Annotated in this window: 24 protein-coding genes; all 24 read left to right on the forward strand. The window is 51.5% G+C overall.

Annotated features, from left to right (window positions below; genetic code table 11):
* Positions 1-7 precede the first annotated feature (7 nt).
* Entirely contained in the window at positions 8-451 is a 444-nt protein-coding gene (gene fliJ / locus HRQ60_RS04525; RefSeq protein WP_172194526.1) for a flagellar export protein FliJ, read from the forward strand.
* Between the two features lie 41 nt (positions 452-492).
* Positions 493-1,437, forward strand: coding sequence for a MotE family protein (locus tag HRQ60_RS04530; protein ID WP_172194446.1), 945 nt, complete (start codon positions 493-495; stop codon positions 1,435-1,437).
* A 30-nt stretch (positions 1,438-1,467) separates the two neighbouring features.
* Positions 1,468-2,943: a flagellar hook-length control protein FliK gene (locus HRQ60_RS04535; protein ID WP_172194447.1), complete on the forward strand. Its 1,476-nt coding sequence runs from the start codon at positions 1,468-1,470 to the stop codon at positions 2,941-2,943.
* A gap of 21 nt (positions 2,944-2,964) precedes the next feature.
* On the forward strand, positions 2,965-3,618 hold the full coding sequence (locus tag HRQ60_RS04540; RefSeq protein ID WP_172194448.1) for a flagellar hook capping FlgD N-terminal domain-containing protein: 654 nt from the start codon (positions 2,965-2,967) through the stop codon (positions 3,616-3,618).
* Complete coding sequence (locus tag HRQ60_RS04545; RefSeq protein WP_172194449.1) at positions 3,615-3,989, forward strand: TIGR02530 family flagellar biosynthesis protein; 375 nt, start codon at positions 3,615-3,617, stop codon at positions 3,987-3,989. The genes HRQ60_RS04540 and HRQ60_RS04545 overlap by 4 nt, the downstream gene beginning before the upstream one ends.
* A gap of 166 nt (positions 3,990-4,155) precedes the next feature.
* Positions 4,156-4,980: a flagellar basal body rod protein FlgG gene (gene flgG, locus HRQ60_RS04550; protein ID WP_172194450.1), complete on the forward strand. Its 825-nt coding sequence runs from the start codon at positions 4,156-4,158 to the stop codon at positions 4,978-4,980.
* Positions 4,981-5,052: 72 nt separating this feature from the next.
* Positions 5,053-5,277, forward strand: coding sequence for a flagellar FlbD family protein (locus HRQ60_RS04555; protein ID WP_172194451.1), 225 nt, complete (start codon positions 5,053-5,055; stop codon positions 5,275-5,277).
* On the forward strand, positions 5,277-5,747 hold the full coding sequence (locus tag HRQ60_RS04560) for a flagellar basal body-associated FliL family protein (RefSeq protein WP_172194452.1): 471 nt from the start codon (positions 5,277-5,279) through the stop codon (positions 5,745-5,747). The genes HRQ60_RS04555 and HRQ60_RS04560 overlap by 1 nt, the downstream gene beginning before the upstream one ends.
* 82 nt (positions 5,748-5,829) lie before the next feature.
* On the forward strand, positions 5,830-6,828 hold the full coding sequence (gene fliM / locus HRQ60_RS04565; RefSeq protein ID WP_172194453.1) for a flagellar motor switch protein FliM: 999 nt from the start codon (positions 5,830-5,832) through the stop codon (positions 6,826-6,828).
* Positions 6,818-8,155, forward strand: a complete 1,338-nt coding sequence (gene fliY / locus HRQ60_RS04570; protein WP_172194454.1) for a flagellar motor switch phosphatase FliY — start codon at positions 6,818-6,820, stop codon at positions 8,153-8,155. The genes fliM and fliY overlap by 11 nt, the downstream gene beginning before the upstream one ends.
* A 28-nt stretch (positions 8,156-8,183) precedes the next feature.
* Positions 8,184-8,549: a response regulator gene (locus HRQ60_RS04575; protein WP_141449400.1), complete on the forward strand. Its 366-nt coding sequence runs from the start codon at positions 8,184-8,186 to the stop codon at positions 8,547-8,549.
* Positions 8,458-9,099 carry a flagellar biosynthetic protein FliO gene (locus HRQ60_RS04580; RefSeq protein WP_425501622.1) on the forward strand — a complete coding sequence of 214 codons (642 nt, stop codon included), beginning with the start codon at positions 8,458-8,460 and terminating at the stop codon, positions 9,097-9,099. Before HRQ60_RS04575 ends, HRQ60_RS04580 begins: the two co-directional genes overlap by 92 nt.
* Entirely contained in the window at positions 9,096-9,869 is a 774-nt protein-coding gene (gene fliP, locus HRQ60_RS04585) for a flagellar type III secretion system pore protein FliP (protein WP_172194455.1), read from the forward strand. Before HRQ60_RS04580 ends, fliP begins: the two co-directional genes overlap by 4 nt.
* Before the next feature lie 36 nt (positions 9,870-9,905).
* A complete protein-coding gene (gene fliQ, locus HRQ60_RS04590; RefSeq protein WP_172194456.1) occupies positions 9,906-10,175 on the forward strand; it encodes a flagellar biosynthesis protein FliQ in 270 nt (89 codons plus the stop codon).
* Positions 10,176-10,187: 12 nt separating this feature from the next.
* Complete coding sequence (fliR, locus tag HRQ60_RS04595; RefSeq protein ID WP_172194528.1) at positions 10,188-10,976, forward strand: flagellar biosynthetic protein FliR; 789 nt, start codon at positions 10,188-10,190, stop codon at positions 10,974-10,976.
* On the forward strand, positions 10,973-12,106 hold the full coding sequence (gene flhB / locus HRQ60_RS04600) for a flagellar biosynthesis protein FlhB (RefSeq protein ID WP_246281108.1): 1,134 nt from the start codon (positions 10,973-10,975) through the stop codon (positions 12,104-12,106). Before fliR ends, flhB begins: the two co-directional genes overlap by 4 nt.
* Positions 12,107-12,128: 22 nt before the next feature.
* A complete protein-coding gene (gene flhA, locus HRQ60_RS04605; protein WP_172194457.1) occupies positions 12,129-14,162 on the forward strand; it encodes a flagellar biosynthesis protein FlhA in 2,034 nt (677 codons plus the stop codon).
* Positions 14,159-15,595, forward strand: a complete 1,437-nt coding sequence (gene flhF / locus HRQ60_RS04610) for a flagellar biosynthesis GTPase FlhF (RefSeq protein WP_172194458.1) — start codon at positions 14,159-14,161, stop codon at positions 15,593-15,595. The genes flhA and flhF overlap by 4 nt, the downstream gene beginning before the upstream one ends.
* On the forward strand, positions 15,592-16,488 hold the full coding sequence (locus tag HRQ60_RS04615) for a MinD/ParA family protein (protein WP_172194459.1): 897 nt from the start codon (positions 15,592-15,594) through the stop codon (positions 16,486-16,488). The genes flhF and HRQ60_RS04615 overlap by 4 nt, the downstream gene beginning before the upstream one ends.
* A 33-nt stretch (positions 16,489-16,521) precedes the next feature.
* Positions 16,522-18,015, forward strand: coding sequence for a protein-glutamate methylesterase/protein-glutamine glutaminase (locus tag HRQ60_RS04620; RefSeq protein WP_172194460.1), 1,494 nt, complete (start codon positions 16,522-16,524; stop codon positions 18,013-18,015).
* 29 nt (positions 18,016-18,044) lie between these two features.
* On the forward strand, positions 18,045-20,129 hold the full coding sequence (locus HRQ60_RS04625; RefSeq protein ID WP_172194461.1) for a chemotaxis protein CheA: 2,085 nt from the start codon (positions 18,045-18,047) through the stop codon (positions 20,127-20,129).
* A gap of 132 nt (positions 20,130-20,261) precedes the next feature.
* Positions 20,262-20,723 (forward strand): chemotaxis protein CheW, encoded by a 462-nt coding sequence (locus tag HRQ60_RS04630; RefSeq protein WP_172194462.1) that lies wholly within the window; start codon positions 20,262-20,264, stop codon positions 20,721-20,723.
* 4 nt (positions 20,724-20,727) lie between these two features.
* Positions 20,728-21,354 carry a chemotaxis protein CheC gene (locus HRQ60_RS04635; protein ID WP_172194463.1) on the forward strand — a complete coding sequence of 209 codons (627 nt, stop codon included), beginning with the start codon at positions 20,728-20,730 and terminating at the stop codon, positions 21,352-21,354.
* Positions 21,347-21,844: a chemotaxis protein CheD gene (locus HRQ60_RS04640; protein WP_172194464.1), complete on the forward strand. Its 498-nt coding sequence runs from the start codon at positions 21,347-21,349 to the stop codon at positions 21,842-21,844. Before HRQ60_RS04635 ends, HRQ60_RS04640 begins: the two co-directional genes overlap by 8 nt.
* Position 21,845 lies beyond the last annotated feature (1 nt).

The raw sequence follows: 21,845 nt of genomic DNA on the forward strand, positions 1-21,845 counted from the left end.
AGAAATGTTGAAATTCAACTATTCTTTCCAAAAAGTCGTGGATCTGAAAACAAGCGAAAAAAATCATGCCGAAATGCATCTTTCTTCGGCAATCGGACAACTGCAAGCTGAGACGCACACATTAGGACAACTGTTTTCCGATAAAGATCATATGGTCGATTCCCTTCAGGACAAAGCCACAAACGCGGTTTCAGCTTTCCAACTCCAGCAGATGCAGGATTATATCAACTATATCGATCAGTGCATTTTACAAAAACGTCAAGACATTCAAATGGCACAGGTAAAAGTCGAAGAAAAGAAAGAGCACCTGACCACCAAAATGCTGGACGAAAAAGTATGGCTGCAGGCGCGCGGAAAAGCGCTGGAATCGTTCCAAAAAGACGAAGGACTGCGCGAGCAAAATGAACTTGACGAGATGGCGACCGTTCGTTTCGCCTCACGGGCCCGCTAACAGCAAAACGGGCAGCGCAGGTGCAAAAGGAGGTCAAATACATGGCAAAAGCCGGAACGGAAGTCGAATTGGATCTGGAGCAGCCTTCGGGCAGTAAAGCCGGACGAATTCTCTTGTTCGCCGTACCGATCTTGTTCACGGTTGTATTGGTTGGGGCGCTGTTGGCCTTATCCAATCCCACTACACGCAATACCGTATTGGAGACGGCGAACAAGGTGCCGGTCGTAGGATCGATGTTTCCCAAACCAACCTATACGCCGGAACAGCAGGCGCAGAAGAAGGAAGAGAAACAGGTCGAAAGCGCGGAAGCGACAATCAATGAACTAAAAACGCAGCTGACCAAGAAAAATACCGAATTGAAAACGGTCCAGCAGGCTCAAGTCGACACGCAAAAGAAAGTGGACGATTTGACGAAAAAGCTGGAGACGGCGCAGGCCAAGCCAAAAGACGCGGCCGCTGAAAAAGAACCCGAGAAGCCAAGCGATCAGGTCAAGCAGTTGGCTCAAACTTACGGTTCCATGAGCGCCAGCAAAGCGGCTCCTATTCTTGAAACGCTGACAGATGCGGAAATTGCCATGATTCTGAATGCTATGAACACGGAGCAGCGCTCCTCGATCATGCAGAAGATGGCAGCCGACAAAGCGGCCAAAGTATCGATTATGCTTAAAAATGCGTCGTCTCCTTCCAAGCTGGAAGCGGCGGCCAACACGGCGCGTGCGGCTGCGGACAAGGCGGCACAACCTGCACAGGCGGCATCTCCAAGCGGAGCTTCGCTCAACCAGGATCAGTTGGCTCAAACTTTCTCTTCCATGGAAGCTTCCAGTGCTTCAACCTTACTGGCCCAAATGGCCAAAACCAACCAAACAAAGGTGCTGACCATTTTGAAATCGGTAGACGATACGACGCGTTCCAATATCCTGTCGCAAATGGCAGGTACGGACAGCGAAACAGCCGCTTCGTTGGCTAACAAATTAATCGGCGGTTAAAGCCACTTGAGAGGAGGTGAAACAATAAAAATGGGAATGACGATTCCAGGTATGACAGTCGCCGCTTCGGCACCTGCGGCAGGAGGAAAAGCTACAGCCGCTGCTGCGGGAAGTGGTGCGGCAGCCGTGTTCGGTCAGTCGCTCCAGCAGTTAATGGGAGCCACAGCAGCGGGAACCGCCTCGGGAGAAACGGCCGAGACGCCAACCAACCCCTTGTTGTCCGCCCTGCAGCAGTTGATTGCGGCAGCAGCGGGAACTACGGAAGACGGCCGCGGCTCCAACGCGCCGGCCGCGGAAGAACTTGACGTAAAACTTGAAGAATTGATGAAGCAGTTGGACACACTCGATGAACAGATTACGGAAAATCCGGAATTGATGTCCACCCTTCAAGGTTGGATTCAACAGGCTCAAACGCTGCTGTTGGCGAAAGAAGAGTCCGGTGAGCAGGGCGAGGCGAATCAAACGGTTCAAGTCGTACAGACGAATGGCGTGATGCCGCAACCGGTAACCGGTCAGCAGAGTGAAGCGGGTCTTCCTCAGCAGACTCCAGCAATCGAAGCCCTGGCTTCCAATCCTGCCACGTTAAAATTTGCTTTGCAGGATACGGTGGCCCAGCTTATTGAACTGCAGCAGTCGAATGAAACGGATCCTCAACTGAAAGTACAGGCTGGGCAGGCACTCGCGGCTCTGGAAGAGACGATTCAAACGATTGAAACCAAGATTCAACAGAGTCAGGTTAAGTCGGCCTCGGTACTGCAGGGAACGGAAGTTACTGCGATTCAAGAAGAAACCCAGTCTGCGAAAACCGAACAATCGACGGTCAAGCCAGCGGTTGAAGGACAGATCAAACACGCGGGAGATTCGACGGTCGTATCGTCGAAAAACCAAAGTCAGTCGTCCGGAAATGGAACCCAGCAGGACGGACAGACTTCGGAAGAAGCTCCGCAGGAATTCAAGCTGCAGGGAACGATCACGGCCGGAGAGTTGGCGCTTCGCACAAACGGTCTGACTCCAGCCAAGCCTGTTGAAGCCGTACCGGTCCATCGGATGGCTCAAGAAGTAGAGAAGCTCGTGGTAGACCGTTTGGAAATTTTGCAAAAGCAAGGATTTACCGAAGCGAAAATATCGCTGACACCGGATCATCTCGGTAAAGTGGATATTCGGATTACGATGCACGCCGGACAGCTGGTTGCGCACTTTGTAACGGAACATGCCGCAGCCAAGGATATGCTGGAACAGCAGATGATTCAACTTAGAGGCTCGCTGCAAGGACAAGGGTTGACCGTAGAAAGACTTGAAGTTACACAAAGTTCTTCGCTGCAGTCGCAGATGGATCAAAACGGCGGTCAGGCAAACAGCGGACAGCAGCAGGGAAGACGTTCGCGTACACGGGAAGAAGCTAATGAGGATGCAAGATTGACGGCTGAACTTGGCGAAGAACTCGGCGAATGGTTGAGACAGAAGACGGCCGTACAGTCCGGAAGCTCGTTCATCGCAGAAGCTTAACTTAGACAGGAGGGCAACTTTTTGGTAAATGATAATGTCTCGACTTCAAACATTTGGCCCAACTATTCGGCGCAGAATGTGCAAAAGGCATCGGCCGCTTCCTCCAAAGACTCGGCAACGATGGGCAAAGAGCAATTTCTGACGATTCTGATTGCACAGCTCAAAAACCAGGATCCGCTCGCTCCGATGGATAATTCGCAGTTTACCGCTCAAATGGCGCAGTTTTCCTCGCTGGAGCAGTTGATGAATATGTCCACGCAGCTGACACAGATGAATTCTTCGATGGGATCGGCTTCGCAGCTGATCGGTCAGAAAATCACTTGGTACGATGAAGAATCGAAAAATTATTTGACCGGCGATGTGGCTTCCGTTCTGCAAAAAGACGGCAAGATGTTTGCGGCAGTCGGTAAATATCTGGTTCCTACCTCGGATATCACCATGGTAGAACCCGCAGGAACAACCGGCGAAAAAACCGAAGGTGCAGTGCCTGTCAAAGCCGAAACAGAGGCTTCAGCCGAGGATAAAGCGGCGGTCGCAACCGATACGAAAGCAGCGGAACCGACAGCGGAAGCTCAAGCCGCGGCAGCGCAAACGAATCAAATCCAGCCCTCACCAAACTCTACAGAGGAGGCTGCCGGGACTTCGATATCCGGCGATAACGGAGGTGTAAAATGAATGACCCGATTCGCGTAGGACAGCTATATCCGGCGAAAATACCGCCAAAAACATCGCGGGGAACGACAGCTCCGGCCGTCGGCAAAGAAAGTTTCCAGACGGTGCTCGAAGACAAAATGCTGAAATTCAGCGGGCATGCGTCCAAAAGGCTTGAGCAGCGTGGAATCGAATTCAATCCCGAACAGCTTCGCAAAATCGGCAGCGCGATCGATAAAGCCGCGGCCAAAGGGTCCAAAGAATCGCTGCTTCTTATGCAGGATATGGCCCTGATCGTAAACGTCCGCAACCGAACCGTAGTTACGGCAGTCGACGGGGGATCGATGAAAGACAATGTATTCACCCAAATCGACAGCGCCGTCATTGTTTCCTAGTTTAAACGGCTGGCCCGATAGGAAGCCGTATTACCGCCGAACGCATGACGCGGTAAAAAATAGCACTTTATAGCCGGGTTTTTTCCTGGCAAAGTCAAGTAAAATGAAATCAGATCAAAAGAGTCGAACAAATCAAAATGTGTGAAACCATAGGAGGAATTATTTAATGTTGAGATCTATGTATTCGGGCGTGTCGGGTATGAAAGGCTTTCAAACCAAGTTGGACGTCATCGGTAATAACATCGCGAACGTCAATACGGCCGGATTCAAATCCTCCCGCGTTATGTTTAAAGACATTCTCAGCCAAACGGCAGCCGGAGCAACAGCGCCGACAGACGGTCCTACCGGCGGTTCGAATGCCAAACAGATCGGCCTCGGCGTATCGATCGGTTCGATTGATACTCTTCACCTGGCGGGCAGTGCAATGACAACCAATAACCCAACCGATCTGCGGATCGACGGCGACGGATTCTTTGCGGTTGCTCTTGAAGGCGGCGGAGAAATCGGGAACACATTCCTGACAAGAGCAGGCGATTTCCATGTCGACGGAGCAGGTAACCTGGTCAACTCCGACGGATTGTTCGTCTTGAACACAGCCGGTGAAGCAATCAACGTACCGCAGGGTTCCAGTTTCCAAATCGGAAGTGACGGAACGGTCGCTATCAAGAATGCCGAGGGCGAAGTAGATGCGGAAAACCGCCTTGCGGTTGTTGTGGTACGTAATCCTGAAGGTTTGGAAAAAGCCGGAGGCAACCTGTACCGGGTTGGCCAGAATGCTTTGGGACCCGAAGCTGCAATTTCTCTTGATCCGGAAGACGAAGCCAACGGCGGAGCAGGCGGTATCGTAGCCGGTCAGCTGGAAATGTCCAACGTCGATCTGACAAGCGAATTCACGGAAATGATCACAGCTCAGCGCGGTTTCCAAGCGAACTCGAGAATTATCACCACATCCGACGAAATGCTGCAGGAAGTCGTTAACCTGAAACGTTAATCCGGGCTTGATTAGCGGCGGAAGGGCGGGCTGATTACAGCCTCCTTTCCGCTCATTTACGGGAGGAAAAACATGATTCCAGTTACTCGTTTGAACGGATCGCCGCTGTGGCTTAATGCGCTGCAGATCGAGATGGTCGAAGAAACGCCGGACACTTACGTGACACTGGTTAACGGCAAGCGTATGATCGTGCTGGAAAAGTCCGCCGACGTCGTCAAGCTGATGACCGAATATTATGCCGCAATCGGCCTGCACACCGCTTCGATCAAAGTGCAGAATACGGGGGAAGAAGAATAATGAAAAAACTTTTACCATGGATCATTACGATGTTTCTGGCGATTACGCTGATCGTCGTGGCTGTATTCCTGGTGCTGGGGAACAACGACAAAGACACGACGGCGGCAGCGGCTGAAAAGAAAGAAGAAGCCAAGCAGGAAAAGAAGCTGACGGCGAAAGAAATCGTGGCCGTGAGTTCCGATATTTCCGGAATCAAAACGAATCTGTCCGATCCTTCCTTCATTGTACAAGTGGACTTTTCGTTCCAATTGGATAGCGCGAAGGTCAAAGCGGAATTCGATGAAATCAAAGAGATTACGATCAAACCGATTATCCTGATGACACTTGCGGATATGTCGCCTGAAAATCTGGGTACCGCAAAAGGAAAAATGCAGTTGAATACGAAACTCAAAAACCTGATCAACAAAGCGATGCCGGAAGGCGAAGTCGTGAATGTCAGTATCACAAACTTCATTTTGGCAAATATCTGATCAGAGAGTTTTGCAATCTGCTGGATGAATTCGAGGCCGTGCCGCAAGGGGCGGCCGTGTTTATGGGAAGGGGGTGAAAGGTTTGGTTGATGTATTATCCCAGAACGAGATCGACGCCCTATTAGCCGCGCTTTCATCTGGCGAAATGGATGCCGACGAACTCAAAAAAGAAGATACGCAGCGAAAAATCCGTTCCTACGATTTTAAAAGAGCGGTACGTTTTTCCAAAGATCATATTCGAAGTTTGACCCGGATTCATGAGAATTTCGCGCGAAACTTGACTACTTATTTTTCCGCACAGCTTCGCACCTTTGTTCAGATCAGCGTTGTGCAGGTCGAGCAGCTGCCTTATGACGAATTCATTCGCTCCATTCCGAAAATGACCGTTCTGAACATTTTCGAAGCGGAGCCGCTGGAAGGACGCATGGTACTCGAGGTACACCCGAACATTGCGTTTACGATGGTAGACCGGATGCTGGGAGGCTCGGGTACGGCGCCTCTTAAACCGGGAGCATTGACCGAGATCGAAACCATCATCATGGAGCGGATCTTCAGCCGGGCCTTGGAGAATTTGCAGGAAGCCTGGAAAACGGTCTTTGATCTTACGCCAAGAATGGAAGCGCTGGAGACCAATCCGCAGTTTATGCAAATTGTCTCGCCCAATGAGACAATTGCGCTGATTTCGCTCAGTACAAAAATCGGGGATACGACAGGGATGATTAACCTCTGTATTCCCCACGTCGTCATTGAGCCTATCATGTCTAAGTTGTCGGTGCACCACTGGTTTGTTTCGCAGAAAAAAGCGCGTGTTCCGGAAGAACTCGAAGCGCTGCGTCAACGGGTAAGGCGGGCGGAACTTCCGATTATTGCGGAACTCGGACAATCGCAGCTGACGATTCAAGAATTCCTCAGTTTGGCTCCGGGAGACGTCATTACGCTGAACAAGGCTACGGAGGACGGTTTGGCTATCCGCGTCGGGGAAAACCTGAAGTTTATCGGCAGTCCGGGCATGATCAAGGATCGGCTTGCCATACAAATCGATGAGATCGTCAACGAAGGAGTTGAAGAATTTGACGAGTAAGGATTATTTGTCCCAAGAAGAGATCGATGCGCTGCTGCGGCAGTCCGAATCGGACGACGGAGGCTCGTCGGAGGGAGCGGAACAGACGGTCGACGACTTTTTGAGTTCTTTGGAACAGGATGCGCTGGGAGAGATCGGGAATATTACGTTCGGCAGCGCAGCGACGGCTTTGTCTACGCTGCTTGGCCAGAAGGTTGATATCACGACGCCCAAAGTTTCCATCATTACAAGAAGCCAGTTTGAATCAGAGTTTCCAAAGCCCCACGTAGCCGTGCATGTCAACTACGTAGACGGTTTCCAGGGAATCAACTCGCTTGTCATCAAGACTAGAGACGCCCAGATTATCGCCGATCTGATGCTTGGCGGGGAAGGGGATCCCCAGGATGAAGAACTGAACGAAATCCATATTAGTGCCGTGCAGGAAGCCATGAATCAGATGATGGGTTCTTCCGCTACGTCCATGTCCACCCTTTTCAACCGTTTTGTCAACATATCTCCGCCGGCGATCGATATTCTCGACGTCAGCAACGGAGACGGAGTCAGTAATCTTCCGATGGAAGAAACATTGATTAAAGTTTCGTTCCGTCTCCTGATCGGGAATCTGATCGATTCGACCATCATGCAGTTGATTACGGTCGAATTTGCCAAAAACATGGTCAATATGCTTCTGGGTGGAGGGATGACCGAAGAAGAGCCGGCGGCTCCTGCGCAGCCTCAGGCGGCAGCACCAGTTCCGGAACCCCAAGTGCAGCAGCCAGCTCCGCAGATGCAGCAGCCTCCCGCTCAAAATGCCCCGTATCCGGATCCTTATGGTGTCCCGGGACAGCAGCAGGGAATGCCGCCTTACGGTATGCCAGGACAGCCCCAGATGCCTTATCCGGGCTACGGAGCACCTGGGATGCAGCCGGATTACGGTACGCCTTATCCGGGTTATGGGCAGATGCCGATGCAGCCTCAGATGCAGCAGCCGCCCCAGCCTAATCATTATGGAACCCCGGGGCGCAATGTCAATGTTCAGCCTGTTCAGTTCGGGAATTTGCAAAACGGCGGATATGGCCCATCAGATGAAAATAATTTAGGATTATTGATGGACATTCCCCTCAAAGTAACCGTAGAATTAGGAAGGACCCAAAAGCAGATTAAAGATATTCTTGAATTGTCCCAGGGTTCTATCGTCGAGCTGGATAAACTTGCCGGCGAACCGGTTGACATCCTGGTTAACAATAAGCTGATCGCCAAAGGCGAAGTCGTCGTTATCGACGAAAACTTCGGTGTACGCGTGACGGATATCGTAAGCCAGTGGGACCGCATTCAAAACATACAATAACGTAAACGACAGGGAGGATTTTTAATCAATGGCAAACCGTATTCTTATCGTGGACGACGCCGCTTTTATGCGCATGATGATCAGAGATATCCTGACAAAAAACGGATTTGAAGTCGTAGGTGAAGCTCAAGACGGATCGCAGGCAATCGAGAAATTCAAGGAGCTTAAACCGGATCTGATCACCATGGATATCACAATGCCGGAAATGGACGGAATCGCCGCTCTGAAAGAAATCAAGAAAATCGATGCAAGCGCAAAAGTAATCATGTGCTCGGCTATGGGCCAACAAGCCATGGTTATCGATGCCATTCAAGCGGGCGCAAAAGACTTTATCGTCAAACCGTTCCAATCCGACCGCGTTGTCGAAGCTATCAATAAAACGCTTGGCGCGTAATGCGCCTATGCTTTTATTGAACGAAGAGCAGCCGAATTTCACGGCAGATACCGGCGCCTATTCTTATCTGGTATGGGTAATCTTCGTCCTGATTGCGATCGTTGCCCTTATTGTTTTTTTGATCCGCTACCTGGGCAAAAAAAACCGGGGCTGGTTTAGCGGCCGCTCTGTCCGTACACTCGGCGGAGTAGGTCTCGGCCAGAATAAATCACTGCAGATCATAGAGATCGGCGGCAGCATTTATTTGATCGGCGTTGGCGAGAACATTTCGCTGATCGACAAAATTTCAGGTCCTGAGGAAGTGAAGCAGTTGATCGAGGCACTGGAACAGGAAAATACCGGCCCGAACATCGCACTGCCCGCGTGGGCAGACAAACTCACATCCAGATTCCGAAGCGGATCAAATCCTCCTCCCGAAGCGGAAGAGCTTGAAGCGGCTTCGTTCCAACAGTTATTTGAAACGCGTCTGCGCGAATCATCCGACCGCCGGCGCAAAGTCGACGAGCTATTGGATCCAGAAGAATCTGCCGACCGATCGAGGGAACCATGAAAAAAAAGTTAACGTTAACCTTCCTATTGTTACTCGCATTCGTATTTATTCAAGCTCTGCCGACCGTACATGCCGCCGGCACGGAAAATCCGATCCCGAATATCGATCTTCAGATAGGCGGCGATTCGGAAGGAGCACCGGCAACAAGCACGCTTTCCGTGCTGCTTTTGATTACGGTTATCAGTATTGCACCGGCTCTGCTGGTTCTGATGACAAGTTTCACCCGGATCGTCATTGTGCTCAGTTTCGTCAGAACGTCGCTCGGTACGCAGCAGATGCCGCCGAATCAGGTGCTCGTGGGACTGGCACTTTTTTTAACGCTTTTTATTATGTCTCCTACAATGTCTGCGATCAACGACACAGCGCTGCAGCCTTATATTAAGGGCGATCTTACTCAGATGGAAGCTTTGAATGAGGCCGCTGTTCCTATGAAGGAGTTCATGTTCAAGCACACCCGTGAAAAAGATCTGCTGCTGTTTATGGAGTACACCGGTGCCGAGAAACCTGAAAGTTTTCAGGATATTCCGCTCACTGTCATGGTACCCGCTTACGCCATCAGTGAAATGAAGACCGCTTTTCAAATGGGCTTTATGATTTATATTCCTTTTTTGGTGATCGATATCGTCGTATCCAGTACGCTTATGGCGATGGGCATGATGATGCTTCCTCCGACCGTCATCTCGCTGCCGTTCAAGATTTTGCTGTTCGTGCTCGTGGATGGTTGGTATCTGGTCGTCAAGTCGCTGCTTCTCAGCTTCGACACGGGTTAACTACCCAGGATCGGATAAATTCGGGAGGGAAACGATATGGATTCAAACTTCATTATCGGTCTCGCCGGTCAGGCGGTTTACGTCGTATTAAAGGCCAGTGCTCCGATGCTGATTTTGGCACTTGTAGTAGGTTTGATTGTCAGTGTGTTTCAAGCAACGACACAGATTCAGGAACAGACGCTGGCGTTCGTACCCAAGATTGTGGCCGTTATGCTGTCGGTTCTGATTTTTGGTCCTTGGATTCTGAATACGCTTGTCGACTTTACCTACACGATTTTAAATAACTTGTATCTATATGTCGGATAAGGCCGGTTTATGATGATAAATCTGATGCAGGCTTTTCCGGTGTTCCTACTCATTTTTTGTCGGGTGACTACTTTTTTTGTTATAGCACCTCTGATTTCTTCGCGAAATGTACCAACCCGCTTTAAAGTCGGTCTTGCGACAATGGTTGCGATTCTCGTCTATCTAAGTTACGGAACGACCCAGACGGCTGCTTTTGACGGAGAATATGTGCTGCTGATCATACGTGAGATGCTGATCGGACTTCTGCTCGGTTATGTTGCTTACATGATGATCATAGCGATTCAAATCGCCGGTGCGGTTCTCGATATTCAAATCGGTTTCGGTATGGCAAGCGTTTTCGACCCGACAACAGGCGCTGTAACGCCGCTGACCGGCAATTTCAAGTACATGATCGCTATGCTGCTCTTTTTGTCCATGAACGGACATCACAGGCTGTTGGATGCCATTGTGTACAGTTATAATTGGGTACCTATCGACAATGAGCTGTTTATGAGGATTTATGACGGCAGCCTTATGGAATTTTTGCTCAAAGCCTTTTCGATGGTGATGGTCGTTGCTTTCCAGATGGCGGCTCCGATCGTCGTAGCCTTATTTTTAACGGATGTGGGACTCGGATTCTTGGCAAAAACCGCTCCGCAGTTCAACATATTCGTGATCGGAATTCCGATCAAGATCATTGTGGGTCTTGTCTTGATGTTACTGCTGATGCCAAGTCTCACATACATTTTCGATCACTTATTCTCATTGATGTCCGAAAGTATGCAGGGGTTTTTGGGAACAGTTGGGGGCAGGCCGGAATGAGCATGCACGCAGCAAGGCGGACAGTGAAAGGAGCTGGAACATTGGAGCTCAGGCATAAACTCGACCTGCAGATGTTTTCGGGAGAGAAGACAGAAAAGGGCACGCCGAAAAAAAGAGAAGAAAGCCGAAAAAAGGGGCAGGTTGCCAAGAGTCAAGAACTTCCGGCTGCAGCCGTCCTGCTAATTTCGGTAGCAATTTTGATGGTTTTCGGAGGCCAGTTTCTGACCGTTATCACTCACCTGTTTACGGAAGTCTTTACGGATCGCATCAATATGGAAATCACGATCGACAATGTGATGAATATGATGCTGCAGTATATGCTCGAGATTATGAAGCTGTTGGCCCCAATCTTTATTGCTGCCATGCTGATTGCGATTTTAGCCAGCTTTGGACAATATGGTCTTTTGTTTGTGAGTGAAGGGCTCGTCCCCAAATTCAGCAAGCTTAATCCAATTAAGGGATTCAAAAATATTTTCTCGATGAGATCGGTAGTTGAACTGCTTAAATCGTTGTTCAAAATGTTTATCATCGGTTACCTGGTGTACACGACGCTTCAAGGACAGATCAGTGTGATTTCAAAAATGCATGCCATGTCCCTTGAAGCCATTTTGGATTTTGGAGCGTCTGTTACGGTATCGTTGGGTATCAAAATCAGCGCGGCGCTGCTCATTCTTGGTGTGTTCGATTTTATGTACCAAAAGTATGAATTCGAAAAAGGCATCCGGATGTCGAAGCAGGATATCAAAGATGAGTACAAAAAAGCGGAAGGCGATCCGATGATCAAAGGCAAAATTCGCGAACGGCAGCGCCGTATGGCCATGCAGCGGATGATGCAGGATGTTCCGACTGCCGATGTCATCATTACGAACCCTACGCATTATGCGGTGGCGCTCAAATACGACGGTACCCAGATGCAGGCGCCCGAAGTGGTTGCAAAAGGCCAGGATTTCGTCGCACTGCGAATCCGGGAGATTGCGAAAGACAACGGTGTACTTATTATGGAAAACAAGCCTTTGGCACGCGCGCTGTTCGCTCAAGCGGAGATTGGGGATACCGTTCCCGCAGATCTTTTCCAGGCGGTTGCGGAAGTGCTGGCTTATGTATACAAGTTAAAAGGCAAAGTGAAGTAATCGAGCCCGGAGGGAGAAAATTATGAAGAAAACGGACATAGTCATTCTTGCCGGCGTGCTTGGAATCATTCTGATGATGATTCTGCCGATTCCGACCTGGCTGCTCGACATTTTGATCGTAATCAATATTGCGATTGCGATGCTGATCATGCTGCTTGCGATGAGTACCAAGGAAGCGCTGCAGTTTTCGATCTTCCCTGCCCTGCTGTTGATCACGACGCTTTTCCGGTTGTCGCTTAACATTTCGACAACCAAACTGATTTTGGGACAGGCTGATGCGGGTTCCGTTGTCGCGACATTCGGCGAATTCGTTGCGGGCGGAGAGATCGCGATCGGCTTTATCGTCTTTCTGATTTTGGTCGCCGTGCAATTTATCGTTATTGTCAAAGGTTCTGAACGCGTAGCCGAAGTAGGAGCGCGCTTTACGCTCGACGCGATGCCCGGCAAGCAGATGAGCATTGACGCCGATCTGAACGCCGGCCTGATCAATGAACAGCAGGCGCGGGAAAGACGTTCTAAAATCGAGCGCGAAGCGGACTTCTACGGCGCAATGGACGGAGCAAGTAAATTCGTAAAAGGCGATGCGATCGCCAGCATTATCCTGCTGATTATCAACTTGGTCGGCGGTTTCATTATCGGCATGACGATTCACGGCATGGAGTTCTCGGACGCTTTATCGACGTATTCGATCTTGACTATCGGGGACGGACTGGTAAGCCAGATCCCGGCGCTGCTCATCTCGACCGCATCGGGTCTGATTGTAACGCGCGCTACCTCGGAAGGGAACCTGGCGGACGATGTAGTCGGACAGCTGTTCTCGTTCCCTAAACTTCTGTATATCGTAGCTGCAGCAATCGCCCTGCTTGGCTTCCTGACTCCGATTCATTGGTTCTCGACCCTTCCGCTTGCCGGTCTGCTCTTCTTCGCCGCCCGGCGTATGCAGAGCAACTTGACCAGGCAGCAGGTCGCGGAAGAACTTCAGGAAGAAGAGCAGCAGATCGAAGAAGTACGCAGTCCCGAAAGTGTGGTCAGTCTGCTGCAGATCGATCCGATCGAATTCGAATTCGGCTACGGACTGATTCCGCTGGCGGATATGCAGCAGGGCGGAGATCTGCTGGACCGGATCATTATGATACGCCGGCAGTGTGCGTTGGAACTGGGGCTTGTCGTTCCGGTTATCCGAATTCGCGACAATATTCAACTGAGGCCCAACGAATACGTGATCAAGATCAAAGGAAACGTGGTCGGACGGGGAGAGCTTCTGCTCAATCATTATCTGGCCATGAGCCCCGGCTTCGACGACGAGAGTATCACCGGGATCGAGACGATGGAACCCGCGTTCGGGCTTCCGGCGCTGTGGATCGACGAGACGACCAAAGAACGTGCCGAACTGTCGGGTTATACGGTGGTCGATCCTCCTTCCGTCGTAGCTACGCATTTGACCGAACTGGTCAAACGCCATGCCCACGAACTGCTGGGCCGTCAGGAGACCAGAGCTCTGATCGACAATCTCAAGGAAAGCTATCCGGTGCTTGTCGACGAGCTTATTCCTTCGGTACTGGCAATCGGGGATATCCAGAAAGTGCTGGCGAAGCTGCTTAAGGAGAAAATTTCGATCCGCGATATGGTGACGATTTTCGAAACGCTGGCGGATTACGGCACTTACACGAAAGATCCCGAAATATTGACCGAATATGTACGTCAAGCGCTGTCGCGCCAGATCACCCAGCAGTTCACGCAGCAGGGAGAAACGATGCGGGTGATTACCGTAGGGCCGAATCTTGAAAAGAAGATCGCCGAAAGCGTGCAGCAGACCGAACAAGGCAGTTATCTGGCTCTCGATCCGGTATCGACACAGACGGTCTATCAAAAGCTGACCGAGCAGGTAAACCGTGCCGTTCAATCCGGACAGCAGCCGATTCTGCTCGCTTCGCCTACCATCCGTATGTATATGCGCCAAATTATCGAACGTACCATGCAGGACATTCCGGTACTCTCCTACAGTGAACTTGAACCGAGTGTTGAAATTCAAAGTGTCGGAGTGGTGAACTTATGATCGTTAAGCGTTATGTAGTGGAGACGATGATTGAAGCCATGCAGAAAATCCGGACCGATCTGGGCTCCGATGCCGTGATCTTGAGCACCAAAGAAACGAAAGTCGGCGGATTGTTCGGACTGTTTGGCAAAAAAATGTTGGAAGTGGTAGCGGCCCTGGAAACCGAAAAAAAAGCCGACGAAAAAGCGCGCAAGACGACCGAACCGCCGGCTCCGACGCTGTCCGTTCCTGCTGCAATACCGCGCAGTGCGGGGGCTGGCGCTTATCGCAAAGCTAGTGCCGCAGGTGCATCCCAGCAGATGCCGGACGCTCAAAAGGAAAAAGTTACAACGCTGGAAACTGGGCAAAATGTCGCGGTTTCTTCTTCAATTAAGAGTCTTGAGAACCTTCATATAAAACCTGAGGCCCAATCTTCCGATAATTCTTTTAACGGGAGTATGAGGCCCGCGCCTTCTCCGGAAAGAAGGACGACGGTTCCGGAAGATTACACCCCCGCCGTCCAAGCCGAGCAGCAGCTCCAGTTGGAACGCAGCATCCGGGAATTCCAGGGCGAACGGGTACAAGCGGGAGAAGACAGGTTGTACGAAGAGCTTCATCGGATGCGTCTGATGATCGACAAATTGTCCAAAAGCGATGACCGGTCCGACCCGCTTCCGGAAAACCTGGAGAAGCTGTTGACCCGACTGCGCGAGCAGCATGTCGAGGAAACCCTGATTGAAGAATGGCTGGAAAATGTACGCAGTTCAGACGAAGCCGCTTTTTCCATCTCTTCCGCAGAGGCGTTGAAGCAGACCATTCGGGACTTCGCGACCACTCGCGAAGGAGGAGGGATCGGAGCCGAAACGCGCATCGTGTATATCGCGGGCCCTACGGGGGTCGGGAAAACGACAACGATTGCAAAACTGGCTGCCGAGCAAATGTTCAAGAAAAAAAGAAAGGTCGGCTTTATTACTTCCGACACCTACCGGATCTCCGCGATCGAACAGCTTCGGACCTATGCGTCAATCCTTAACGTTCCGCTAGAAGTCGTTCAGTCGCCCGGGGATCTGCAGAGAGCTTTTCAGAAGCTTGAAGGCTGCGATCTGATTTTGATGGATACGGCAGGGCGGAATTACCGCAACGAAATGCTGGTGTCCGAACTTCAGGCTTTGATCGCTCCCGTCGAACACAGTGAAACCTATCTGGTATTGAGCCTGACATCCAAGTATGGGGACATGGCCGAAATTACGGAGAACTTCAGCCAATATCCTTTGGATAAAGTCATCTTCACCAAAGCCGACGAAACCGGAAGCTTTGGCAGTATTTTCAGGCTCCTCCATCAGTACCCGCTTAAGTATTCCTACATCACGAACGGACAAAACGTACCGGATGATCTGCTGCTTCCCGGCGGGGAACTCCTTGTTGATGTCCTGCTGGGAGAACAAAGCTTATGAGTGATCAGGCCGCGGCACTCCGGGAGATGATTTCTTCACTCAGACCCGCTCCGTCCAGGAAGCCCGACTCTTCCGATCCTTCCGAGAAAACGGCACACATCATTGCGGTTACAAGCGGAAAAGGAGGAGTCGGCAAATCGAACTTTACTTTGAACTTTGCTCTCGAACTCCAAAAGTTGGGAAAAAAAGTGCTGGTGTTCGACGCCGATATCGGAATGGCCAACATCGACGTATTAATGGGTGTCCGTTCACAGTACAATTTGTTTCATCTGCTAAAGCGAGAAAAAAGCATGAGCGAAATTATTCAGTCGGGTCCGAATTCGCTTCCTTTTATCGCAGGAGGATCGGGCATGACCGAGTTGTTCTCGCTTTCCGAAGACGATCTGCTGCACTTTACCGGACAAATTGAAGAAATCGCTCGGGATCTGGATTACATTCTATTCGATACCGGTGCGGGATTATCCAAAGAGACGATTCGATTCATTACCGCCTCCGATGAATGCATCGTGGTTACCACGCCGGAACCTACCGCCATTACCGATGCGTATGCGTTGGTCAAAGTGGTGCACGACCTTGAACATTCCGCAGTATTCCGACTAGTCGTGAACCGGGCCATGGACCGGCGTGAAGCCCAACAGACGGCGGACAAGATCAGGCTGGTGGCCCAAAAATTTCTCCAATTGGATATTCCGGTTCTCGGGCATGTCAGCGACGACCCCCATGTGAGTCAGGCGGTCAAAAAGCAGACGCCTTTCTCTATCCGGTTTCCGAACAGTCCGGCTTCGAAAGACATCCAAGAGCTGGCCTTTCGTTATACGCAACATTCCTTGCAGGTTCGAGCCGATTCGCCGAAAGGAATCAAAGGCTTTGTAAACAGACTATTAAAACGGTGAAACTGATTCTGGAGCAGGACAGGAGTTGAGGGAATGACGCCATATCGCGTGTTAGTGGTCGACGATTCCGCTTTTATGCGCAAGATCGTATCCGACCTGATCGAACGGGACGTATCCTTCTCTGTTGCCGGTACGGCAACGAATGGACGGGAAGCGGTCGAGAAAATCAGAAAAATCAAACCGGACATTGTGACGATGGACGTGGAAATGCCCGAGATGAACGGCCTGGAATCTCTCCGGGTCATTATGGGCGAATATCCCCTGCCGGTCATCATGCTCTCGGGAATCAATGAAGAAGGCATGAGAGAGACGATTATGGCTCTGGAAGCAGGGGCATTCGATTTTATCCGCAAACCTTCCGTATCCAATTCCCAGGATATCGAAGCGGTAGGAGAAGCACTGCTGCGTCAACTGCATGCGGCCGTACACGACTCCGCCTGGAGAAAAGACAAGCCCGCGCCTTCGAAAGCATTAAGCGCGCTGCCCGATCCGGCAGAAGACCGGCGGGTGGAGCCTGGTATTTCATCTCAGGAAAATAGACATCCGGAAGAAAAAGCGGCGGAAACACCGAGGCCGAAAAGCGATCCTTCGCTGACGGCAGACCGAAACCGCAAAGAAATCACGGGAGAAACCAAGGCATCTACCGGCAGCTCGCCTGCGCCCAAAGCCAAAACGCCTGCCGTACCTCCTTCTTCGCAGCCTCCGCGTCCAGCGGCGCCGCGCGAAGAGAAAAAAGTGGAGCGTCCGGCAGCAGCGCCCCGGCCTTCCGCTTCGGTAGACAAGATCCAGCCTCGCGGCGATACAGCGGCATCATCGATCAAAAAGCCCGCACCGCCGCTTACCGGATCGAAAACGCCGCTGCCGTCGGAACGTAAAGTACCCGACAAAGTATCCGAGCGTCCGGCTTCGCCTTCGCCGGTTTCCCGTGTTTCGGCGGGCGGCGATGTGATCGACCAGATTGTGGCGGTCGGATGCTCGACCGGTGGACCAAGAGCTCTCAAAGAACTGCTGGAAAATATTCCGGCGTCGTTCCCGGCTCCGATCGTCATCGTGCAGCATATGCCGCCGAAGTTTACCCACTCTCTGGCACAGCGTCTCAACACGCTGAGTCCGCTCGAGGTGGTCGAAGCCCAGCAGGGCATGCCTCTGCGAAAAGGAACGGCTTATATCGCTCCGGGTGGCCAGCATTTGCTTGTAAAACGTACCGGCAGCGGCCAGTATGCGATTGAGCTCTCCGACGCTCCGCCTCAGAACGGTCATCGACCTTCGGTAGGCGCCATGTTCGACTCGATTCTTCCGATCAGCGAAGTTCGCCGGCATGCGGTCATTATGACGGGGATGGGCAGCGACGGAGCCAAAGAAATGAAAAAGTTGTACGACTCGGGAATTTCCACCACGATTGCAGAAAGCGAAGAGACCTGCGTGGTTTACGGGATGCCAAGATCGGCAGCCGAATTAAACTGTGTGATGCACCTGCTTCCTCTGCCGCAAATCGCAACAAAATTAAATCAGGTCGTCAAATCTTAACTGCATTTTAACGGAGGAGGTGTCTCGCGATGGACATGAATCAATATCTATCCATGTTTATTGATGAGTCGAATGATCATTTGCAATCGTTAAACGAAAAAATGTTGGAGCTTGAAGCAAGCCCGGAAGACATCGGGATCGTACAGGTTATTTTCCGCTCGGCGCATACGCTGAAAGGGATGGCCGCCACGATGGGATTCGAAGATCTGGCTGCGCTGACCCATCAGATGGAAAACGTGCTCGATCTGGTCCGCAACGACAAGTTGAAGATGCAGAACTTTATCTTCGATACTTTGTTCAAAAGTCTCGATGCCCTCGAAGCTATGGTTCAAGACATTACGCAGGGCGGAGAAGGCAAAGAAGACGTTACCGCCATCGTCACGTCCCTTCAATCGATCGTGCGCGGCGAAGTGCCAAGCAGCGACGGTGCGGCTCCGGCCGCGAAAGAGGCGGCTCCCCAAGCAGCCGCTTCGGGTACTCCGATTTCCAAAGAACAGGTTCAGCTCGACGAATTTCAATATTCGATTCTTCAACAGTCGCTCGCGGCAGGACATCGGGTACTCTATATCGAAGTTTCCATTCGGGAGGATTGCCAACTGAAAGCAGCCCGCGCCTATATGGTGTTCGATCTGCTCGAGCGAAGCGGCGAAGTCGTGAAATCGCATCCAACCGTCCAGGAAATCGAACAAGAGAAATTCGATCGCAGTTTCTCCCTTTATTTCATTACCGAAAAAGATCCGGAAGAACTGCGTTCGATGATTCTGAATCTGTCCGAGATCGAAGATGCCAAACTGGCTTCGATCGATTCCGACACCTTGTCCCAACTGGCCCAGAAGCTTGAACTCGAAGAAGCTTCGGCCGCTTTGGAAACCGCACCTTCGGAAGCGGCTCCCGTGGAGGCCGACAAAGCGCTGGTCGCCGAGAAAGACAAACCGGTTGCAACCAAAAAAGTGGTCGCCGCACCTTCGCGTACGATTCGGGTCGATATTGAACGTCTCGACGTGTTGATGAATCTGTTCAGCGAACTTTTGATCGACCGTGTACGTCTGGAACAACTGGCTACCGAGATCAAGAGCCAGGAGCTGACCGAATCGGTCGAGCATATGGGCCGCGTAAGCAGCGACCTGCAGAACATCGTCATGAAACTTCGGATGGTGGCGATCGATACCGTCTTCAACCGCTTCCCGCGGATGGTACGGGATTTGGCCAAATCGCTCGGCAAAAAGCTTGACTTGGTGATCACCGGCGCCGAAACGGAGCTTGACCGTACGGTTATCGACGAAATCGGCGATCCGCTTGTCCACCTTCTGCGCAACTCCGTCGATCACGGCATCGAATCGATCGCGGAGCGGATTGCGGCCGGCAAACCGGAAACGGGCACCGTTCATCTGCGCGCATTCCACAGCGGCAACCACGTGTTTATCGAAATCCAGGACGACGGCAAAGGCATCGACCGCAACAAGATTCTGGCTTCGGCGATCAAAAAAGGCGTCGTAACCGAAGACGAGTCGCGGACCATGACCGACGAGCAGGTGTATCAACTGCTGTTCGCGGCAGGCTTCAGTACGGCGGAGGTCATTTCCGACATTTCGGGACGCGGTGTAGGTCTGGACGTAGTAAAATCGAAAATCGCTTCTCTCGGCGGCCATGTGGCCGTTACGTCGACACTCGGCGAAGGAACGCTCTTCTCGGTTCAACTGCCGCTTACGCTGTCCATTATCTCCGCCATGATGATTCGCCTGGGTTCGGAGAAGTACGCAATTCCGCTGTCTTCGATCGTAGAGACGGGCATTATCCGCAAAGAACAGGTTCGAAACGTTCACGGAAGCAAATTGATTCCTTACCGCGAGGCTCATATTCCGCTCATGTCGCTGAGCCGTTTCTTCGACGCCACGGATTACAACGAGGACGACGAAGAAGAGACGGAAATCGTGGTCATTCGCAAAGGAGATCGTTTGGCTGCACTGGCTATCGACTCTTTCATTGGCCAGAACGAAATCGTCATCAAGAACCTGGGCAAATATTTGCCTCAAGTTCAGGGGATTTCCGGTGCTACCATCCTGGGCGACGGTCAAGTGGCCTTGATTCTCGATCCAAACGCGCTTATTAAATGATCGGGACCCAAATCCTTGGCCGGTTCGAATGACATTTCGCAGCGCCGCACGATGCCGGATAGCAGGCAAAAGCGGCTGCCGGAATAAGCGGAACGGTCAAGGGCCATGGGCCCAATAAAGGGGGATTTTTTTGTGGCAGAACAAATCAAGGTAATTGTGTTTGCATTGGGTAATGAAGAGTACGGTATTGACGTTGATAAAGTGCGTACGATCGAACGTATGATGCCGATCACGCGCGTACCGAAGACCTACTCGTTTATCAAAGGTGTGATCAATCTTCGCGGTGTGGTTATTCCGGTGATCGATCTCAGAGGGCGCTTTAACCTCGTGGAGTCGGAATACACGGATCAGACCCGTATCATTATTGTCGCTGTCGGAGATATGGAAGTCGGCTTTATCGTAGATGCCGCGAACGACGTCGTCGATCTGGATCGCGACAACATCGATTCGCCGCCGGAAGTCGTCGGAGGAGTCAAAGCGAAGTATCTGGACGGAGTAGCGAAAGTCGGCGAAGACCGCCTGCTGATTATGTTGAATCTGGCGGAAGTACTGAACCGGGGTGAAGTGGCACACCTCGAGCAGTTAGAGGACTAGAAGTATGGAGATTTATTCGAAACTCGAAGGCTTCAAACTTGATGTACTAAAAGAAGTAGGGAATATCGGAGCCGGTCATGCGGCCACGGCGCTGTCGCAGCTTTTGAACAAGCCGATCGATATGGCGGTACCCAAAGTACAGCTTTTGCCTTTCGAAGACATTGCGGAGAAAGTGGGCGGCGCCGAAAAAATCGTGCTGACCGTCTTTTTCCGGGTCGAAGGCGATGCACCGGGCAACCTGTTCTACATTATGGCGCCCGAAGCCGGCAAATCGCTGCTGCGGCGGCTGGCCGCTTTCGAAACGAGTGAAGGACTGGAATTGACCGAAATGGAACAATCCGCACTGGGCGAAATCGGCAATATTCTGGCCGGTTCTTATCTGTCTTCGCTTGCGGATTTCACCAATTTGGCCATGTCTCCTACCGTACCGGCGCTCGCGCTGGATATGGCGGGAGCCATTCTCAGCTACGGCATGATCCAGTTCGGCGAAATGGGCGATGCCGCGTTATTGATCGATACCACGTTTGTGCAGGGCAACGATGAGGTCGAGGGTCAGTTTTTCCTCATTCCGGATCCGGAATCGTTTAACAAAATTTTCACAGCACTTGGAGTTCCGTTCGACAATGACTGACGGACAGAATCTTGTAAAAGTGGGCATGGCCGATCTGAATGTAGTGGGGAATTCCGGAATTCTTCGTACCACGGGACTTGGTTCCTGTGTCGGGTTGACGCTGTACGATCCGCAGACCAAAGTGGCAGGCATGGCTCACGTGATGCTGCCTTCATCGGACATTGCCCGCGAAAACCAGATTAATATCGCCAAGTATGCGGACACGGCTCTGCCGGTTCTCGTTGACAAACTGGTTAACATGGGCGCGTCCAAGCGGCGGCTCATCGCCAAAATGGCTGGCGGCGCGCAGATGTTTGCGTTCGCAGGCAGTGGGGACACGATGCGTATCGGACCCCGCAATGTGGAATCGTGCAAGGAAATGCTGAAGAAATTGGGTATTCCTCTGCATGCCGAAGACACGGGGGCCAATTATGGCCGGACGATCGAGATTAGTTCGGAAAACGGGATTTTGACCATACGCAGCGTTCAAAAAGGGGTAAAGGAATTGTAGA

Origin of the sequence: Saccharibacillus qingshengii, assembly GCF_013185195.1 — a bacterium.
GTDB lineage: Bacteria > Bacillota > Bacilli > Paenibacillales > Paenibacillaceae > Saccharibacillus > Saccharibacillus qingshengii.

Excerpts from the sequence above, each read along its gene's own strand:
- fliP (WP_172194455.1), top strand. The coding sequence starts at position 9,096 with ATGAAAAAAAAGTTAACGTTAACCTTCCTATTGTTACTCGCATTCGTA.
- HRQ60_RS04625 (WP_172194461.1), top strand. The coding sequence starts at position 18,045 with ATGGACATGAATCAATATCTATCCATGTTTATTGATGAGTCGAATGAT.
- HRQ60_RS04535 (WP_172194447.1), top strand. The coding sequence starts at position 1,468 with ATGGGAATGACGATTCCAGGTATGACAGTCGCCGCTTCGGCACCTGCG.
- flhA (WP_172194457.1), top strand. The coding sequence starts at position 12,129 with ATGAAGAAAACGGACATAGTCATTCTTGCCGGCGTGCTTGGAATCATT.
- flhF (WP_172194458.1), top strand. The coding sequence starts at position 14,159 with ATGATCGTTAAGCGTTATGTAGTGGAGACGATGATTGAAGCCATGCAG.
- fliR (WP_172194528.1), top strand. The coding sequence starts at position 10,188 with ATGATAAATCTGATGCAGGCTTTTCCGGTGTTCCTACTCATTTTTTGT.
- HRQ60_RS04580 (WP_425501622.1), top strand. The coding sequence starts at position 8,458 with ATGCCATTCAAGCGGGCGCAAAAGACTTTATCGTCAAACCGTTCCAAT.
- HRQ60_RS04555 (WP_172194451.1), top strand. The coding sequence starts at position 5,053 with ATGATTCCAGTTACTCGTTTGAACGGATCGCCGCTGTGGCTTAATGCG.
- HRQ60_RS04545 (WP_172194449.1), top strand. The coding sequence starts at position 3,615 with ATGAATGACCCGATTCGCGTAGGACAGCTATATCCGGCGAAAATACCG.
- HRQ60_RS04530 (WP_172194446.1), top strand. The coding sequence starts at position 493 with ATGGCAAAAGCCGGAACGGAAGTCGAATTGGATCTGGAGCAGCCTTCG.
- HRQ60_RS04640 (WP_172194464.1), top strand. The coding sequence starts at position 21,347 with ATGACTGACGGACAGAATCTTGTAAAAGTGGGCATGGCCGATCTGAAT.
- HRQ60_RS04635 (WP_172194463.1), top strand. The coding sequence starts at position 20,728 with ATGGAGATTTATTCGAAACTCGAAGGCTTCAAACTTGATGTACTAAAA.
- flhB (WP_246281108.1), top strand. The coding sequence starts at position 10,973 with ATGAGCATGCACGCAGCAAGGCGGACAGTGAAAGGAGCTGGAACATTG.
- HRQ60_RS04560 (WP_172194452.1), top strand. The coding sequence starts at position 5,277 with ATGAAAAAACTTTTACCATGGATCATTACGATGTTTCTGGCGATTACG.
- HRQ60_RS04620 (WP_172194460.1), top strand. The coding sequence starts at position 16,522 with ATGACGCCATATCGCGTGTTAGTGGTCGACGATTCCGCTTTTATGCGC.
- flgG (WP_172194450.1), top strand. The coding sequence starts at position 4,156 with ATGTTGAGATCTATGTATTCGGGCGTGTCGGGTATGAAAGGCTTTCAA.
- HRQ60_RS04615 (WP_172194459.1), top strand. The coding sequence starts at position 15,592 with ATGAGTGATCAGGCCGCGGCACTCCGGGAGATGATTTCTTCACTCAGA.
- HRQ60_RS04575 (WP_141449400.1), top strand. The coding sequence starts at position 8,184 with ATGGCAAACCGTATTCTTATCGTGGACGACGCCGCTTTTATGCGCATG.
- fliQ (WP_172194456.1), top strand. The coding sequence starts at position 9,906 with ATGGATTCAAACTTCATTATCGGTCTCGCCGGTCAGGCGGTTTACGTC.